Annotated in this window: 15 protein-coding genes; 7 read left to right on the top strand and 8 right to left on the bottom strand. The window is 58.2% G+C overall.

Annotated features, from left to right (window positions below; all coding sequences use genetic code 11):
* Window positions 1-206 precede the first annotated feature (206 nt).
* Complete coding sequence (locus ACI512_RS04140; protein ID WP_236381059.1) at window positions 207-1,058, bottom strand: LysR family transcriptional regulator; 852 nt, start codon at window positions 1,056-1,058, stop codon at window positions 207-209.
* Between the two features lie 106 nt (window positions 1,059-1,164).
* Between ACI512_RS04140 and ACI512_RS04135 the strand changes: the two genes are divergently transcribed.
* Both ACI512_RS04135 and ACI512_RS04130 read left to right on the top strand, forming a co-directional pair.
* A complete protein-coding gene (locus ACI512_RS04135; RefSeq protein WP_231807792.1) occupies window positions 1,165-1,626 on the top strand; it encodes a nucleoside deaminase in 462 nt (153 codons plus the stop codon).
* Entirely contained in the window at window positions 1,613-2,800 is a 1,188-nt protein-coding gene (locus ACI512_RS04130) for a CynX/NimT family MFS transporter (protein WP_236381057.1), read from the top strand. The genes ACI512_RS04135 and ACI512_RS04130 overlap by 14 nt, the downstream gene beginning before the upstream one ends.
* A gap of 293 nt (window positions 2,801-3,093) precedes the next feature.
* Here ACI512_RS04130 and ACI512_RS04125 read toward each other — a convergent pair whose 3' ends face one another.
* On the bottom strand, window positions 3,094-8,037 hold the full coding sequence (locus ACI512_RS04125; protein WP_236381055.1) for an RHS repeat domain-containing protein: 4,944 nt from the start codon (window positions 8,035-8,037) through the stop codon (window positions 3,094-3,096).
* Window positions 8,038-9,237: 1,200 nt separating this feature from the next.
* Here ACI512_RS04125 and ACI512_RS04120 point away from each other — a divergent pair.
* Window positions 9,238-10,173 (top strand): LysR family transcriptional regulator, encoded by a 936-nt coding sequence (locus ACI512_RS04120; RefSeq protein ID WP_236381054.1) that lies wholly within the window; start codon window positions 9,238-9,240, stop codon window positions 10,171-10,173.
* Here ACI512_RS04120 and ACI512_RS04115 read toward each other — a convergent pair.
* The gene (locus ACI512_RS04115) at window positions 10,064-11,158 is read right to left on the bottom strand and encodes a fatty acid desaturase (protein WP_236381053.1); all 1,095 of its coding nucleotides are present in this window, start codon (window positions 11,156-11,158) and stop codon (window positions 10,064-10,066) included. The genes ACI512_RS04120 and ACI512_RS04115 overlap by 110 nt on opposite strands.
* A 101-nt stretch (window positions 11,159-11,259) precedes the next feature.
* On the opposite strand from ACI512_RS04115, the gene ACI512_RS04110 reads away from it, so the two are divergent.
* Complete coding sequence (locus ACI512_RS04110) at window positions 11,260-12,264, top strand: AraC family transcriptional regulator (protein WP_012721632.1); 1,005 nt, start codon at window positions 11,260-11,262, stop codon at window positions 12,262-12,264.
* 126 nt (window positions 12,265-12,390) lie between these two features.
* Here the strand turns inward: ACI512_RS04110 and ACI512_RS04105 are convergent, their stop codons facing one another.
* Window positions 12,391-12,756 carry a response regulator gene (locus tag ACI512_RS04105; RefSeq protein ID WP_043204631.1) on the bottom strand — a complete coding sequence of 122 codons (366 nt, stop codon included), beginning with the start codon at window positions 12,754-12,756 and terminating at the stop codon, window positions 12,391-12,393.
* A gap of 100 nt (window positions 12,757-12,856) precedes the next feature.
* Here ACI512_RS04105 and ACI512_RS04100 point away from each other — a divergent pair, with 100 nt between their 5' ends.
* Complete coding sequence (locus tag ACI512_RS04100; protein ID WP_236381052.1) at window positions 12,857-13,330, top strand: heme-binding protein; 474 nt, start codon at window positions 12,857-12,859, stop codon at window positions 13,328-13,330.
* A 26-nt stretch (window positions 13,331-13,356) separates the two neighbouring features.
* Window positions 13,357-13,767 carry a hydroxyisourate hydrolase gene (uraH, locus tag ACI512_RS04095; protein ID WP_012721630.1) on the top strand — a complete coding sequence of 137 codons (411 nt, stop codon included), beginning with the start codon at window positions 13,357-13,359 and terminating at the stop codon, window positions 13,765-13,767.
* On the opposite strand, the gene ACI512_RS04090 is transcribed toward uraH, so the two are convergent.
* A complete protein-coding gene (locus ACI512_RS04090; protein WP_064054179.1) occupies window positions 13,762-14,448 on the bottom strand; it encodes a Crp/Fnr family transcriptional regulator in 687 nt (228 codons plus the stop codon). The two genes, uraH and ACI512_RS04090, sit on opposite strands and share 6 nt — an antisense overlap.
* A gap of 83 nt (window positions 14,449-14,531) precedes the next feature.
* Between ACI512_RS04090 and ACI512_RS04085 the strand changes: the two genes are divergently transcribed.
* Window positions 14,532-15,059, top strand: a complete 528-nt coding sequence (locus ACI512_RS04085) for a DUF962 domain-containing protein (RefSeq protein WP_236381051.1) — start codon at window positions 14,532-14,534, stop codon at window positions 15,057-15,059.
* Between the two features lie 62 nt (window positions 15,060-15,121).
* On the opposite strand, the gene ACI512_RS04080 is transcribed toward ACI512_RS04085, so the two are convergent.
* Genes ACI512_RS04080 through cysT form a run of 3 tightly spaced genes read right to left on the bottom strand, consistent with a single transcriptional unit; the run spans window position 15,122 to window position 17,810 of the window.
* Entirely contained in the window at window positions 15,122-16,102 is a 981-nt protein-coding gene (locus tag ACI512_RS04080) for a sulfate/molybdate ABC transporter ATP-binding protein (protein ID WP_046034569.1), read from the bottom strand.
* Window positions 16,103-16,105: 3 nt separating this feature from the next.
* A complete protein-coding gene (cysW, locus tag ACI512_RS04075) occupies window positions 16,106-16,978 on the bottom strand; it encodes a sulfate ABC transporter permease subunit CysW (protein WP_236381049.1) in 873 nt (290 codons plus the stop codon).
* Between the two features lie 13 nt (window positions 16,979-16,991).
* Complete coding sequence (gene cysT, locus ACI512_RS04070) at window positions 16,992-17,810, bottom strand: sulfate ABC transporter permease subunit CysT (protein WP_012721625.1); 819 nt, start codon at window positions 17,808-17,810, stop codon at window positions 16,992-16,994.
* Between the last annotated feature and the right edge of the window lie 88 nt (window positions 17,811-17,898).

Raw genomic sequence — 17,898 nt, 5'->3', positions numbered from 1 at the left:
CGACGGGCCTGCGTGGAAGGCCGTCGAGGGCTGAATCATCGGTGCCAGACGCTTATCTCTTAAAGTAATCTTTAAAGTTATACATAGATCAAAATTGAATAAATGAAACAGGCTGAAATGGCAAAGCCACGCCCTGCAAGGCCTGGCGCCGAGGCGCTGTCTTTAGATGCCTTTCAGGCATAAAAAATATTCAGTAAAGGCATGGATCAGGCGGGGCTGTTTGCACACAAATCGAGCAATTGGCGTTGCAGGCTCTGCCCTGCCGTACCCAGGCCAGTGCGGCCATACAACGCCAATCGCACACCTTGGACCCTGGGCAAACCGCTGTCCGGCCCCAGCACGACATGCCCGGCCTGCACGACTCGACGGGGCAACAAACTGATACCCAACCCCGCCGCCACCGCCGAACACACGCTGGCCAGGCTGGCGCTGGAGTAGCCAATGCGCCAGCGCCAGCCGCTCACTTCCAGGTGTTGCAGCATTTCGTTGCGGTACAGGCCGCCCACCGGAAAGGCCACCAACGGCAAGGGGTCACGCCTCAGGGACGGCGTGCTGCGGCTGTCGACCCAGCACAGCGGCTCCGGCCATGAGGCCAGGCAGTCATCGCTGTCGCCCATCTGCTTGACCAGCAATACGTCGAACTCGCCGCTGCGGTACTGGCGCTGCAACTCGGGGCCAAGGCCGCTGGTGACTTCCAGGCGCACGCGGGGATAGGCCTGTACAAACGACGAAAGCAGCGGCATCAGGCGCTCGGCGGCGAAGTCTTCCGGCACACCGAGGCGCAGCACACCGTCGCTTTGCTGGTTGATCAATACATCGGCGGCTTCTTCATGCAGCGCCAGGATGCGCCGTGCATAGGCCAACAGGCGTTCGCCCTCGGCGGTGGCCACCACACGGCGCTGGTTGCGGTCCAGCAACTGGCACGCCAGCGCTTCTTCCAGGCGACGAATCTGCTGGCTGACGGTGGACTGCGTCAGGTGCAGGCGCTCAGCGGCGCGGGTGAAATTGCCGCAATCGACCACGGCAACAAAGCTGCGCAACAACACGGGATCAAACATGGCGCTCACCATTCCATTTGCCACTGGTTGGCATGGTTATATTTAATTTCAGAATACCTCGGCGGCTGCCCATACTTCACCCTCCGTCCTGCCCAGAGGGATCCCAATGACCGACGATCAACAGCACCTGCAACGCGCCATCCGACTGGCCCAGACCAATGTCGCCCAAGGGGGCCGGCCGTTTGGCGCGGTACTGACGCACAACGGCGAAGTGCTGACTGAAGCCGTGAATGAAATCCACCTGACCCAGGATCCCACCGCTCACGCCGAGCTGCTGGCGATCCGTGCTGCCAGCCGACAGCTCGGCGCGCGCCTGGACGGCTGCGTGATCTATGCCAGCGGCCAGCCCTGCCCGATGTGCCTGAGCGCCCTGTACCTGTGCGGGGTAGAGCGCGTGGTGTTTGCCGCCAGCAATGCCATGGCCGAGCCCTTCGGGTTGTCGACGGCGGCGATCGGGCAACAAGTGGGCTTGCCCTTGGACGAACAACGCATGCCGATCCAGCACCTGCCCGATGCGGCCATGACCGCCCTGTATCGCGAATGGAACAGCCTGCATGCCCCTGAATAAATCCCTCGCCGGCTGGGGCCTGCTGGTGGTCCTGGGCCTGAACCTGCGCCCGATCCTCAGCTCCATCAGCCCGTTGCTCGGCGAGATTCGCCAGGCCACCGGCCTGAGTTTCCAGAGCAGCGCCCTGCTCACCAGCCTGCCAGTAGTGTGCATGGGCTTGGTGGCGCTGGTAGGCGTACGCGTCGAAGCGCGATTGGGTGAACGCCGCGGCATCGCCCTGGGCCTGGTGATGATCCTGCTGGCGTGCCTGGCCCGTTGGCTGATGGGCCAGGGTTCGACGTTGCTGGTGACCGCATTGCTTGGCGGTGCCGGTGTGGCGCTGATCCAGGCGTTGGTGCCGGCGATGATCAAGCGTGAATTCCATCAGCGCGTGCCGGTGGCGATGGGCGTGTATTCGGCATCGTTGATGGCCGGCGGCGGCCTCGCGGCGCTGCTCAGTCCGGTGGTGGCCAGTCATTTCCAGCACTGGCAGGCCGGGCTTGGGGTTTGGCTGTTGCCGGCATTGGCCGCGCTACTGCTGTGGGCCTGGTTGCCACTGGGCGCAGCGAAAAACCCACAGGTAGCACCTGCCTTTCAGGGCCTGCGCAATCGTCGCGCGTGGCTGCTGGCGCTGTATTTCGGCTTGGTGAATTGCGGCTACATGAGCCTGGTGGCGTGGCTGCCCGCCTACTATCAGCAACTGGGTTGGGGTGTGTTGCCCAGTGGTTCGTTGCTGGCGTTCATGACAATCTTCCAGGTGATCGCCGCGTTGCTGATGCCGGTGTTGGCGCAACGCGGGGTCGACCGTCGCCCGCTGCTGTGGATCAGCCTGCTGGCCCAGACCATCGGCTATCTCGGCCTGTTGATCGCGCCGTTGCAGTTGCCCCATCTGTGGGTCGCGTTGTGCGGCTTCGGTCTGGGCGCGTGTTTTGCGCTGAGCCTGCTGCTGACCCTCGATCACCACCGCGACCCGCGCCAGGCCGGGCAACTGGCGGCGTTCGTGCAGGGCGTGGGCTTTTTGATCAATGCGATTTCGCCGTGGCTGACCGGCTGGCTGCGTGAACTCACCGGTAGTTTTGTCAGCGCCTGGGGGGTGCTGACGGTGACGGCGGTCGCGATGCTGGTGGTGACGCGGGTGTTCAGCCCGGCCACCTATCGAACCCGGTTAGAAGTCGTAGTACCCCGTCCTACCTAGGAGACGATCATTCTGCAGCCCCTGGCCAATGGAGCGCGCATCGATCACGGTGCTGTCCGCCACCACACGGGTTGGCGAGAAATGCCAACCCAGCTGGCTGGCATCTTTTGCTTCTAATCGGATACTTGAAGATTTAAACCTGACGGCACTCAGATCAACAGGGTCCTTGTGCCAATGGGGCAAGACGTTTTTTGCCTCACCCTACGCAAACTCAGCACTGTGGGAACGCTCGCCCTCGGCGAGCGCCCCACAGTTTGTCGACGAACCACACGCCGACGCCTTAAGCGTCTAAATCAACGGCGCCCAATATTGAATTGCCCCCAAGGCAGCCATGTTAAGTTATTGGTGTTTGAGTTAACGAATTTATCCCGGTCGGACTCAAATACCTCTGCATTCGCCAGCACGCCAGTGACGCAACAAATGACCGTATTCGCATCACCGACATCAAAGAGCTGAAGAGCTCCTCCCGCCCTTATCAAGGACTTGCCATCAAAGGGGAAGTTCTTGATCGGATGGAGTGCATCGTCGACCAGATTTCTGACAGTTTTATCCAGTCCATTTATGCCGCTTTTAATGAGCTGAGCAGGCTGCGCATATAATTTGGCGTAACCATTGAACAACCTGAACTGCCTCAGGGTCGGCACCATGCGAGCCGCAGTTTTATAGAAAAGGTCCCTGGCCACAGCCATGCCAGAGCGGGCCAGATGAACAGCAAGTTGCCCGATTTTCTTGAGCAATGTCCCTACCCCACCAACAACCGTCAACCCTAGTGACACCCAACCCAGAACGGCTGCCAACTTAGGATGGGAGTCGGCAATGACCACTGAAGTTATGGCGGTGGCAGCCGCGGCAATAGCCAATGCAATCAGAGCTGCCGCCAATAATAATGAGGTCCCTCCCGTCATCACGGCGGTCAATACACCAATGCCCGAAAAAAGTATCGCAATCATCAGCGGCCCGTACTTGCCCAACCCAAGTGGTCTGGGCGTGCGGCCGCCCCAAATTTGACGTAATCCACTGCTGGCTGCGCCAGAACCGACGTGGCCGCTGGGATCCTGCACATTGGCAGGGTCGCCGTCGCAGTACCCATAGACATTCCGGCCGCCCACATCGAAGGGGCTGAGGCTATCCTGACTATTGAAGCGTCGACTGTCCGGATCATACCAGCGATACCCCTGACCCAATGGGTATTGATCGTTGTCAGCATCGCGGTACTCGCCGTTGAAGCCCAGTAGCGAGTCTTTTTCGTCCGAAGCATGTTCGCCATAGGCGGTATAGGCGTGATGCTTTATCGTCTCTGCCTGCACGTCGTAGCTCACCAATACTGTGCCCTCGGCGTCGCGCAGTTCAAACAGGGTCCTGTTTACCCCTGAACGCTTGACGCGTTGCACGGTACACGCCGCACTACCGGGGCACAGATGTCGGTTGGCGTCCGTTCCATCCGGGTAATACTCGCCGCGCACCTGAAGCCCGTCATAGATGATCTGACGTTGCTCCTCCCCTTGGCCGCAAGTCATGACGCGGTCCATGGGGTCGTAGGTATAATGCCTCGACCCCGCCTGCGTCATCCGTCCCAGCCAGTCATAGCCATAGGTTTTGCCTTTCTGGTCTCGGGTCACGCGCCCAGCACCGTCATAGGTTGGGTTCAAAGCACGGGGATAGTCCGAATGGTCATGCGCAACTGCTTCAAGGCGACAGCCACTTTCGCCATCGTAGGTGTAGGTGCTGGTGCAACTTTCTGTCCCAAATTGGGTGACACACTGACTGATATTACCCAGCGCATCATAGGTGAACGTCTGACTGTCGATGCTTTTGTTCTTCGGATTTTCCGGCCGCCATACCCCGGTGGAGACGCAAGAGGCGAGCCGCCCGCCTTCCGTGTAGGTCAGATCACGCGAGCCCAGGACTTCGTCACCTTCTTTCAACTGGATCGATTTTAAGCTGTTGTTGAAGTTGTAGGTGCGATGCAGTGTCAGGTCGACCTTGTCACCAAGCTTGAAGTTGCGACTGGTTTCACGTTGCTGGGGGTCGTAGTTGTATTTCACCGTTAGACTTTCCCCGCCCTGCGTAATGACTTCCTCCTGCAAAAGGCCAAAAGAATTGTAGGCATGCGTGGTCTTCAGGTCGCCGCTTTCTGTGGTGTGCCGTTGCCCAAGACTGTTATAGGCATACTTGATCTCACTTCCCTGTACATCCACCTCACTGAGCAAGCGCCCGCCGAATGAATAGGTGCTTTGGGCTTCTTTACCCTGCGATGCTGCGCCCTGCGTTTGCGCTCGTTGCTTGCTTAGGCGACTGTTGAGATCGTGATGGTAGGTCAACAGCCTTTCACCCTCACCTGCCGTTGAGGTGAGTTGCGCTCCATAGGCGTAGGTAAAGTGCTTCTCGTCACCGGCCGCAGAAACTTTACTCAAACGATTGCCCAGTTCCTTGATGTATTCATAGTTCAGCGTTGTGCCCTCGGCGGTTGTTTTCGAGCTAGCAACCTTACTTGCGCCAACGTAAGTAAAGGTTTCGGTAGAGCGGCCTCGGGAAAGCGAACTCACCCGGCCCCAACTGTCGAAGGTGCGTTTGCCCAATGTCCTTTTTACCCCATTAAACTCAATGTCGATCTGCTGAGCCTCACTGATCAGCCAGTGCCGGGGGTACTGGTAGCTATAGGTATAAGTGAGCGCCACAGCATCTTCCGCCTTACCTTTTTCCGTGTGTTGCTCACTCAACAAACGTCCGAGGCCGTCGTAGACATACTTGATAGTGATAATCCCGAACTCTGTGGTGGTCTGCAGTTGCTCGACCTGCCTGGCAGGGGTATAGCTGGCCGTCTGGGTTTGGTAAACCGTGCCGCCGGCATCTGTCCACTCTACCTTGGCAACGGTTTCATCCTCGTTGTAGCTCGTGACCTTGCCATGCTTGTCAGCCGCACCTCCGGCCCGTTCGGTCCGCGTCCTGGCCACAGGGTCGTAAGCGTTGACTGTTTCTAGACCATCGCTGTACAGACGGCCGCATTCCTCATTCCAGGCGTCGTACTTCAACTCGTACCACTCGCTGACTTGGGTGCCGTCGCTCAGGTAATCATAACGAGTAGTGCGCAACTCGCGGCCCAGCTTGTCATAGCTGACGTCCAGAACCAGACGCCATTCAGGTGTTTCAGGTGTTTGCAGATACTCCTTGACCAGATTGCCCTGACCATCATATTCGCGGGCATGTTTCAAACCATTGGGCTCTGTTATTTCCAATCGCCCGGCGGACGGATAGGAATAGGTGGTCACCTGTTTGTAGGTCGGGCTTTGTGCGCAGGTGGTGTGGGTAGACAATCGACCGTAGGCGTCGTAGCCATAGTCGGCTTGATTGCCGTCTTCATCGACCTGACGAATCAGGCGACCACTCAGGATGCTGTGAGTCTCTGAAGAGGCCCGCTTATTACCCAATGCGTCGGCTTGTGTGGTTGTGGTGGTGAGTTCGGTTTTCTCAAGAGTATAGTCAAAGGTCCGTGCGGGCTCGCCGATCCCTAACAATTTACCATTACCTTCCGCGGAATCCAGGGTGACTTTCTGCTGGCGCCCTTTGCGAAAGTCATCAGTTTGGTGGTACTCGATCTGCTGTCCGACAAAAGCGGCCTTCGTAATGTCTTGGGCAGCATTAATCATTTGTAAAACATTCGAGATCTTTTTATCAGTCAGACCCGGGATCGGATGGTAAATATAATACCTGAAAGCAGTACAATCCTTTACTGTCTTAGTCTGTCGTATAAACCAATTTAGCTCATGCTCTGGAGCGGATGTATCGTCCCAAAAACTACTTTTATTAACACCCTTTCGAACCGCTTCAGCTTCAATATATTTTGAGGGAAAACCCGAGCCATCAGACACAGGCTTCTCATAAACGCGGTAAGAGTCGTCTGGATGCATCGCGTACCATGCAATATCGTGATCAATGGTCCCTCCATCGCCTAAACCCAACTTTCCAGCATTTGCTCCCAGCAAAAGCCCATAAAAGGTGCGCGCTCTACTCATACCTTCGTAAAGCGGACCTGAGTGACACCACTCTGTAGTTTCGCCGCACTGAGCATTCGAATAAATCTCCATGTCCTTGCCAAATATACTCAACACTTCTTTTTCACTGACCCCCTTATTATCAAGATGCGAAATTATCGTTGAACGCTCTAATCCGTCCCTCTTATAATACTTCATGATCTTAGCCCCGCTTTGCGACGCGGACTCTAAAAACAACTCATGGCCCCTATCGTAAAAATAAGTAGCCTTCCGAATTGAGTCATCCGTCTCCGCAGAGGCTTTCGAGCCCCCCAACCAAACCGAGGTTACGTAATCCTTTTTATTAACAAGTTCAAAAGAGTAACAGGTGTTAACATCCGTTATACTTCCGCGCGGTGTCAGCGTATGGCTGAGAACACTGGGAAGTGCTGACAATTTGGGGTCACCATAAAAATCCAGCCCGTTGTCGGCATAGGTGACTTTTTCTTTAAGACCTTCAAAGCTGATGATCTCGTCCAACAGCCAACCGCAGGCGTCATGATCCTGATAGCCGAAGGTACATGTTGTGCCATCCGCAGCTTTTACTGACTTGAGCGCATAATTATCAAGGGCGAGCTCGAAGCTCAGTGTTTCAGCGGTATCGTCAGGCCAGAAGACTATGCTGACTGATGCCGGCGCATATTCCATTTTGAGCAGGGCACGTAAAGCATCCTTGATTTGTGTCAATTTAATTTGATGGTGAGTGATGCCGTTTATTTCATGAGCGGTCGCAGTCCACTCCAGTGTAAGAAAGTTGTAGCCATCGGTGGTCAGCGTTTCTGGCATATAGATTTGACTATCGTCCAGCTGTTTCAGAACTTCGATCCTGCCATCCCGGCGTAGCACCGTCAGATTTCCCTGATTCCACTTCACAATGACGGCTGGCTGTTCTAGGTCCTTGTTCTTTTCCACACGCAGTACTTCGCCCGAGTGCAACGTCAACTGCTGGTTTTTTTCATGATAATGGGTAAAGGCGAAGGACCAGCCGTCTCCCAGGCCCGCGGCATTGTTGACTACCGGGGTGTAAAAAAGGCTCATGTCCACCACCGGCCCGGCACCCGCGTTACCGGTCACCGAAAGTAACGGCACATAAACTTCAAACAAACCTGTTCGCAGGTCAACCGTGTTGCGCTTTTGAGTGGTGGCATTAAAAATCGTATGGTTCTGCCAATCGCAAGGGTCGAGCCCCATGATGTTATGTTCCATGACTCACCTCTGGTTATTTGTGTCGGCTGTTAGCTATGATTGCAATAAAGCCGCATCCGAAATAATTTAGATCGTCGTTATATTAATAACGTGCATAACGTGTGCATCGGCAGAACCACACGATGGCTAAAGCACACCCACTCACCCATGGGGCAAGAAGAGCATCTATTACACGAAAAGGAGTATTCGGTTTATCGGTTGGCCACTGTCAATAAAGCCATTTCAAATAGCTAAAGATCTTTCGAGAAAAATGCCGCCTTCCAAAAAACAGATGTGCTGCTGTACCTTGGGCCGCCATATAAGTCAATCAATCGTCAAACTACTTTACTCATTGTTCGCTTGCAGGAGCGACATCCTGCTGCCCACTTGGACGAGCGCCATCGGGTAGAGGAGCGTCAAATGAGCCGCTGCTGCGTTTCACCCAAGTCGTTTTCTTTTCATCCCACACGAATAATACACTGGACTTTCCAAGAAGTTGGAATGGCGCATCCAAGTTGGTATTAGTCGCATTTACGGTCGTAGGCGCATCCCCCTTATTTGAAATAAACACTACCGTGTCTTTAGTGAAAGACGAGTTGCCAGCACTAATAGTTAGCGGACTGATATAATCACCGCCCCAAATAATACACATTGGCCCCCGTCCCGGACTCTGTTTGGATAACACCGGGAGGATTATTCTGGCTAGGAGACCCTTCAAATGCCAATACACTTGCCGACACCATCATCGCGCAGACTAATACAGATATACCTTTCATGTTCGAGGTCCTTTTTGGCTTTAATTCAAATGGAGGCACTGGCCCACGAGATAGAAAATAGCACTATCAAAACAAACATCTACTGTCAGAAATAACAGGTCAAGAGCACGATTGGAAATAGCCAACAATTCTATTATTCTATTAATGTAATTTTAGAACACTCAGCGCCTGCAACCGCCTTGTGCGTTTTGCGCATATAAACCATTTGGTGAATGGACTTTCCGACCACCCACCCAAACAGCGAAAACATAAGCCTGCCCTTTGTTCGATGAGCCTTGATGCCCCAATCCAAACACGGGGACGTTCGCGGGCGACGCCCTTGATATGCACTTTTAATCTAACAAGAAAATAAATACATAGTTGACGGAATAAGAGCCTACATTTAAAACCTCAGCTCCCTAAGTCGAAAATGCCTTCGACCTATTTCAAAATGCCGGGAAAGCACATGGACCTTCGCCAACTGCGCTACTTCATCGCCCTCAACGAGCACCGCAGTTTCGTGCGCGCTGCGGACGCCATGGGCATCACCCAACCGGCATTCAGCCGCAGCATCCAGGGCCTCGAACAGGAATTCGGCTGTGTGCTGGTCGACCGCGCGAATAAAGACTTGCGCCCCACCCCCGAAGGCCAGGTGGTGCTGCAACATGCCTTGAGCCTGGTGCAAGGCGCGGCCTTGCTGAGCCATGAAGTTACGCGCATGACCAAACTCGACGCCGGTGAGGTGCGCTTCGGCAGCGATGCCGTGGCGGCGGTGAACCTGGTGCCCCAGGCCATGGCGCGCTTTATCTCCACCTACCCCAAGGTGCGCAGCGTTTTGCAGGTGGATAACTGGGAAAAACTCGGGCGTAGCCTAAGCCGTGAAGAGATCGAGTTCTTTATCGCCGATGTGCGTCACTTCGAGGCCGACCCGAGCTTCCAGACCCAGGCCTTGAGCCCAAGACGCACGGTGTTTTTCTGCCGCGACGGGCACCCGCTGCTGGCCAAGGACAGCCTGTCCACCAACGACCTGTTCAGCTACCCGCTGGCCACGCCGCTGATCGCGCCGGGCATTCGCAAGCTGCTGGCCAACCTCAGCGGGCGCGTCGACTTTGCGCCCGCGATCGAGCTGGAGCAGTTTGCCGCGCTGGCCAGCATCGTGCGGCACTCCGACGCCATCGGCCTGGGCGCTGAAGAGGCGTTTGTCGACGCGTTCGCCAGCGGCGAGTTGCACGTGCTGCACTGGCGCAACCTGCCGCACAATCTGGACAGCCTGCACAACCGCAGTGGGATAATCAGCCGCGCTGGGGTGCGTTTGTCGCCTGCGGCGAAGGCGCTGATCGAAACCCTGCAGGCGGTGGAAAACCCAGCCGATTGGCCCGCGCGAACGTCCCGAAATCATTGAAGCGCACGCCCATCTCGGCCATCACTGTGTGCGCCACCTTGGCAGTCATCTGGCGGATGTAAAACGGCTCCTTCACCACAAAATGGTGGATGCCATGGGTGCTGCCGAAGTTGAAGCAGAACGCCTGCAACGGCCACATCCACCAGGGGTTCAACACTTGGGTCTGCTGGATCACGTTGCCCAGTTCCACATCGCCGTAGTAGTGCATGTTGGAGCTGACGAAGTGCAGGCAAAAGGTGCGCAGCACGTTGGGCCCGATGATCACCACGGCGGCGATATCGATCACGTGCATCATCTGCACGGTAGCGGCCGACCATTCAATCGGCGTGTCCATCAGACCCGCAATACCATTGGCAGCATGGAAGCCGAGGAAGATGTACCACGCGCCCCAATGAAGCAGCGCCAGCGGTGCGTACACCAGCAGCGAGCGCTTGATGATCGCTCGTTTGTGCTTCCAGGTTTTGGCCCTCAGGATGCGGATAAACGCCGACATGACGTTATCGCCGACCATCAGCAAGCGCGCAAAACCCCACGGCTCGCCGTTGGTGATGGCGCGCTCTTCCATATCGGTTTCGGTACCGGAGACTTTGTGATGGTTGAGGTGCAGGTGCCGGCGCACCCACGGGTTGATGGTGCTCGGCCGCGCCAACCACACCAGGCCCATCATCAGGTTATGGGGCAGGCGCTGCTTGCGAAAGTACATGCTGTGGATCAGGTCGTGTTCCAGCTCGTGGGTCAGTGACGCCAGGAACGCATTGAGCAGCAGGCAGGCCCACCAGGCCATATGACCGCTGATATAGAGCGCCGCCGAGCCCATCATGCCCAGCAAGGCAAAGGCCAGGATGCCCGCGCCCAGGGCGTCCTGATGCTGCAACCACGGGTGCCGGCGACGCAGTCGCACGCCCTCGGCCAGCACCACTTCACGGATATGCGCCGAACGCTGTTGCGCGTTCATCTGCTGGGGACTTGCAGAAGTACCGTCCATGCTCCCATCCTCTTATTCATTGAGGGTTACATCCTGCACCAGAGCTTCTTGCAGGACGCTAGCCCCACACGCCAACCTGTTGACCGCAAGCGCCAATCGCCATGACCGAACCGACTTCCCTCGCCAGCTGGACCCGCGCCCTGCGCAAGCAGCTCGACGCCCTGGGCCTCGACAGTGCCGCGCTGTGCGTGCAAGCCGGGCTCGACCCACAACAGATGGACGATCCCAATGCACGCTACCCGCTGTCGGCCACCACGCGCTTGTGGGAACTGGCGGTGCAGGCCAGCGGGGATCCGGCGATTGGTTTGCGAGTGTCGCGGTTTGTCAGCCCCACGACCTTTCATGCCTTGGGCTATGCGTTGGTGGCCAGCGGCAGCCTGCGCGAGGTGTTCGAGCGCATCGTGCGGTATCACCAGGTGGTCAGCGATGCGCTGACGCTGGAGCTCAGTCGCGAAGGCGAGCGTTATCGCTTTCGCCTGCTGCAGCCCCCGGGCAGCCCGGCACCGGCGCTGGAAGCCATCGATGCCTTCGCGGCGATCTATGTGCGCACCTGCCGTAACCGCCTGGGCCGCGACTACGCCCCCTTGGCCGTTCACTTGCGGCGCCCTGAACCTGCCGACCCCAGCCCCTGGCACACGGTATTTCGCGCACCGGTGTTTTTTGGTGCCGAGGAAGACGCGTTGGAATTCGCCGCCCATGACTTCGACAGCCACCTGGACGATGCCAACCCGGAACTGGCCGAACATAATGAGACCGTGCTCAAGCGCACCCTCGCCCAACTGCAACCGTTGACCTGGGAACGCAAGGTACGCGCGGCCATCGAGGCGCAATTGCCGGATGGCGAGCCGAGTGCCGAACGCATCGCCCAGGCCTTGCACCTGAGCCTGCGCAGCTTGCAGCGGCACTTGGCGGATGAGGGCTGCCGGTTTGATACGTTGCTCAATGAATGCCGGGAGAACCTGGCATTGCTGCACCTGCGCGACCCGAACTGCTCATTGGCCGAGATCAGTCATTTACTCGGGTTTGCCGATACCAGCAGCTTCAACCGCGCGTTCAAGCGTTGGACGGGGATGACGCCGGGGCAGTTTCGGGATGGGTTGCGGTAGGTAGGTTTGGGGTGATGGTGATGGCCTCACCGGGAGCAGCCCCCTTCCACATTTGAAATGCATTCCCCTGTGGGAGGGGGCTTGTCCGCGATGGCGATGGCTCAGGCAGCAAAAATACCTGACCAATCAGCGCCCGCGATCACGCCGCAACACTTTCTTCACCCGCGCCACCAGCGCCTTGGCCTCAAACGGCTTGAGCAAATAGTCATCCTCATGCAATTCCAGCCCGCGCAGGCGATCTTCAATCCCGCCCGGCGTGGTCAGGAACAGCAGCGGCGTCTGCCCCTTCTGCCGAATGGCCTGTTGCAGCTTCCAGGCATTCAGACCCGGCAACATCACATCCAGGATCACCAGGTCGTATTCGGTACTTTCAACAAAGCGCAATGCCGCCATGCCATTCGCCGCGACTTCTACCGTGAAGCCAGCCTCGCTCAGACCTTGAGCCATGCGCTGCGCCAGTTGGGGCTGATCTTCCACTAACAACACCTGCATGCGTTACCTCGTAGTTTGATTACAAAATTGTCATCAAATTGTGCGGCTTCTGACCCTGCCCGCTGGCTAACGTGATGGCCTGTTTTAAGGAGCCTTCACCATGTATCGCACTGCCTTGTTCCTGAGCCTCGCCGCCTGCACGGCCGCTCAGGCTGCGCCCCTCTTGCCGCGTCATGCCGACCTTGATTTGCGCACTGCGCGCCAATTGGCCGATGCCAGCCTGACGCACTGCACCGCCGCACTGACCGTGCTGGACAGCGGCGGCAACCTGCTGGTGGCCCTGCGAGCCGATAGCGTCGGCCCGCACAACAGCCTCGCCAGCCAACGCAAGGCATACACCGCGCTATCGACAAAGACCTCGACCCGCGTGTTTGCCGAGCGCGCTCGCAACAATCCCGAAGCGGCCAACCTTAACAGCTTGCCCGAGTTGCTGTTGCTCGGCGGCGGCGTGCCGCTGTTTGCCGAGGCGGAACTGGTCGGCGCGCTGGGCATCGCAGGTGCCGGCGGCGCGGCACAGGACGAAGCCTGTGCCCTGCAAGCCGCCGAGCAACTGGGCTTAAAAACCACCCCTTGAATCTCCCCTGTCAAAAGGACTTCTCGATGAAAACCCTAAACATGACCCTCGCCGCCCTCAGCCTGAGCGGCCTGTGCAACCTGGCACTGGCCGACGGCAATCCGTTGAGCGTGCATGTGCTCAACCTTGAAAATGGCCTGCCGAGTGCCGGGGTCAGCGTCACCCTGGAAGAGCACGTGGGCGACCAATGGCAGTCGCTGTCCCAAGGCGTCACCAACCAGCAGGGACGCATCAGCGAACTGTTTCCCGCCAATCGCAGCATAAAGCCGGGTGAGTACCGTGTGGTGTTCAAGACGGGCGACTACTACAAAAAGGCCAACCGCGAGACCTTTTTCCCAGAAGTGCCGGTCATTTTCCGAGTCAAACAGGCCGACCAGCATTACCACATCCCGCTGCTGCTCAGCCCGTACGGGTTCTCTACGTATCGCGGCTCATAGGCCCGCAGACAGCCGCAGGCCATTGAAATCGAGTATCTCAATCGCGCCGTAACTGAGCTCAATGACGCCCTGTTGCTCCAGCGTCTTGAGCAGACTGTTAATGGTCTGGCGCGACAGGCCCAGCATTGCCGCAAGATCCTCCTGAGGCAAGTGCAACACGCGGCGGGCCTGTTCTATCTCCCCGTAGCCTTCAGCGATCATCAGCAGCCGATGGGCCAGCCGCGCCGACGCGGGCATCAGGCTCATCTGCTCGATATTGATCAATGACAGGCGCAGTTTGTGGCTCATCAGCAGGGCTACATCGCGCCAATACGACGGATGCCGCTCCAGGATGCCGAGCATTGCCGCCTGCGGCACCTGCAGTAATGTGCATGGCCCCATGGCAAGGGCATCATGGGTACGCGGCAGGCCATCGAACAGGCAGATTTCGCCGAACCAGTAAGGCGTCTCAACCAGGCTCAATACCGCTTCCTTGCCCTGGGCATTCACTGCACTGATACGCACCCCACCTTCCAGCACGGCATACACACCGCACGGGGGATCACCGCGCTTGAACAGCAACTGTCCTGCTGTCAGCGAGCGTGGCCGGGCCGCTGCCAGCAAGCTACGCTGCAAATCTGAAGGCAGATGACGGAACCAGTGGCCACAGCCCAACCGGGCGTGCCATTTGTCTGCGTCCATGTGAACTCCGAAGATTGTCGCCCAGCTGACAGTTCGCCACAGGCTGACAGGGCATGATCAAACATCCTACAGGAGGAATAACAATGAAAAGCCTCGTCGACCATCTCAGTCAATACGCCGCCTACCATCGCGACCCGCGCAATATCGCCAGCCACTTTATCGGCATCCCGTTGATTGTGGTGGCGGTTGCCGTGCTGCTGTCGCGCCCCGAGTGGGCCGTGGGCAGCCTGTGGATTTCCCCCGCCGTGATTGTCGCGCTGTTGTCGGCGTGGTTTTACCTGCGCCTGGAGCTGGCTCTGGGTGTGCTTATGACGGTGCTGATGGGCCTGTCGGTGTGGGCCGGGCATGTGCTGGCGGCGCAAAGCACGCTGGTGTGGCTCAGCAGCGGCGTGGGGATGTTTGTGGTGGGCTGGGTGATCCAGTTTGTCGGCCACTATTACGAAGGCCGCAAGCCCGCGTTTGTGGATGACGTGTCGGGACTGATTGTGGGGCCGTTGTTTGTGGTGGCAGAGTTGGCGTTTCTGCTGGGGTTGCGCCAGGGGCTCAAGCAGCAGATTGAAGAGCGGTCGGGGCCGGTAATTCGTCGTGATCTAAAGCCTAGCGAGGTCTGATGTGGGAGCGAGCCCCCTCCCACATTCAGATCCCATTCCCCTATGGAATATTGGGTGGGCTTTTAAGCTTTTTGCCAGACCTTGGGCTTGAAGAACAGGGTCTCGCCACGGGCCAAACCGGTCAGGCTGTCGTGGTCCTTCACCACTTCAGCTTCGATCAGCTCGCTCTGGCCTTCCACCTTCAACGTCACACGGGTCGTCGCGCCGAGCGGGCGAATATCCCGCACTTCAGCGGCGTGGTGATCCTCCAGCTCATGACGCGACAGCGACACTTCGTGTGGACGGAACAGCACGTGCTGGTCTTCACCCAGGTGCAGGCGGTTCGAATCACCCAGGAAGTGATAGACGAAATCGCTGGCCGGGTTTTCGTAGACGTCACCCGGTGAACCGATCTGCTCGATCACGCCCTTGTTCATCACCACGATGCGGTCGGCGACTTCCATGGCCTCTTCCTGGTCGTGGGTCACGAACACCGAGGTCAGGTTGATGTCTTCGTGCAGGCGCGCCAGCCAGCGGCGCAGTTCTTTACGCACCTTGGCGTCGAGGGCGCCGAAGGGCTCGTCCAGCAGCAACACTTTCGGTTCCACCGCCAGGGCACGGGCCAGGGCGATACGCTGGCGCTGGCCACCGGAGAGTTGCTCCGGGTAGCGATCGGACAGCCAGTCCAGTTGCACCATGTTCAGCAGCTCATGCACTTTGACCGCGATCTGGCTTTCATTCGGGCGCTGGTTTTTCGGTTTCATGCGCAGGCCGAACGCCACGTTGTCGAACACCGTCATGTGGCGGAACAACGCATAGTGCTGGAACACGAAGCCGACGTTGCGATCACGCACGTCGTGGCCGGACACGTCTTCACCGTGGAACACGATGCTGCCGTCATCCGGGGTTTCCAAACCGGCGATGATGCGCAGCAAGGTGGTCTTGCCGCAGCCGGACGGGCCGAGCAAGGCCACCAGCTCGCCACTCTGGATGTCCAGATTGATGCTGTTCAGGGCCTTGAAGGCGTTGAAGTTCTTGCTGACATTACGGACTTCGATCGACATGACTTATTCCTCAGCCGCACCGGCGCGCAGGCGGTTAATACGGTTCTCGCTCCACTGCTTGAGCAGCAGGATGAAGAGCGCCAGGATCAGCAGCAGACTCGCCACCGCAAACGCGGCAACGTGGTTGTATTCGTTGTAGAGAATCTCGACGTGCAGCGGCAGGGTGTTGGTCACGCCGCGAATGTGGCCGGACACCACCGACACCGCGCCGAACTCACCCATCGCCCGTGCGGTACACAGCACCACGCCGTAGATGAGGCCCCATTTGATGTTCGGCACGGTGACATGCCAGAACATCTGCCAGCCATTGGCACCGAGCAGGCGCGCGGCCTCTTCTTCCTGGGTGCCCTGCTCCTGCATCAGCGGGATCAGTTCACGGGCCACGAAGGGCACGGTCACGAAGATGGTCGCCAGTACGATGCCAGGCAAGGCGAACACGATCTGGATGTCGTGGTCCTGCAGCCAAGGGCCAAAGAAGCCCTGGGCGCCGAACATCAGCACGTAGACCAAACCGGCGATGACCGGCGACACCGAGAACGGCAGGTCGATCAGCGTCACTAGGATGCTCTTGCCACGGAACGAGTACTTGCTCACGCACCACGCGGCGCTGACGCCGAACACCAGGTTGAGCGGCACCGAAATCACCACGGCGATCACCGTGAGTTTCAGTGCTGACAGCGCGTCCGGCTCAAGGATCGCGGTGAAGAACGCACCGAGGCCGTTTTTCAGGCCTTGGGTCACCACGATTAACAGCGGCAACAGCAGGAACAGTGCGAACACCAGCCAGCCAAGGCCGATCAGGATGCGTCGGGACGCAGCACTGCCACGGCGGGCGGCGTTGGCCGAGGACGCGGCGGAAATAGACGATTGGGACATGTTCCGCGCCTCCTTATGGACGTTCGATGCGCCGCTGCAACAAGTTGATCAGCAGCAGCAGGACAAAGGAAACCACCAGCATCAGCACGCCGATGGAGGTGGCACCGCGGTAGTCGTATTGGTCGAGCTTGACCATGATCAGCAACGGCAGGATCTCGGTTTTCATCGGCATGTTGCCGGCGATGAAGATCACCGAACCGTACTCACCGACGCCACGGGCAAACGCCAGGGCGAAACCGGTCAACCAGGCCGGCAGCAACGCAGGCACCAGGATGTAGCGGAACACCTGCAACGGCTTGGCACCCAGGCAGGCGGCGGCTTCTTCGACTTCACGGGGAATATCGGCCAACACCGGCTGCACCGTGCGCACCACGAACGGCAGGGTGACGAAGGTCAGCGCCAGGGTGATGCCCAGCGGCGTGTAGGCGATCTTGAAGCCCAGGTCCGCGGCGAACTGGCCGACCAGGCCGTTAGGCGTGTACAGCGCCGTCAGGGCGATACCGGCGACGGCGGTGGGCAGGGCGAAGGGCAGGTCGATCATCGCATCGATGATCTTGCGACCGGGGAAGGTGTAGCGCACCAGCACCCAGGCCAGCAGTGTGCCGATCACGCCGTTGATCAACGCGGCGTACAGCGCCGTGCTGAAGCTCAGTTGCAACGCCGCCAGCACGCGCGGTGCGGAGATGATGTTCCAGAACTGATCCCAGGTGAGTTGAGCGGCGTGTACAAACATCGCCGCGAGGGGGATGAGTACGATCAGGCTGAGGTACACCACGGTGTAGCCCAGCGTCAGCCCGAAGCCGGGTATGACGGGGGAGATACGACGCGACATAAGAGTCCTTGGTTAAAGGGTAGAAACCACTGTAGGAGCGCGCCGTAAATGTAGAGGTAACTTACTGTGGCAAGGGAGCTTGCTCCCG

It is taken from the genome of Pseudomonas petroselini (assembly GCF_045037875.1).
In the GTDB taxonomy this organism is placed as follows: Bacteria; Pseudomonadota; Gammaproteobacteria; order Pseudomonadales; family Pseudomonadaceae; genus Aquipseudomonas; species Aquipseudomonas petroselini.
Note: the sequence above shows the minus strand (reverse complement) of the source record. Positions and strands in the feature narration are given on the sequence as shown.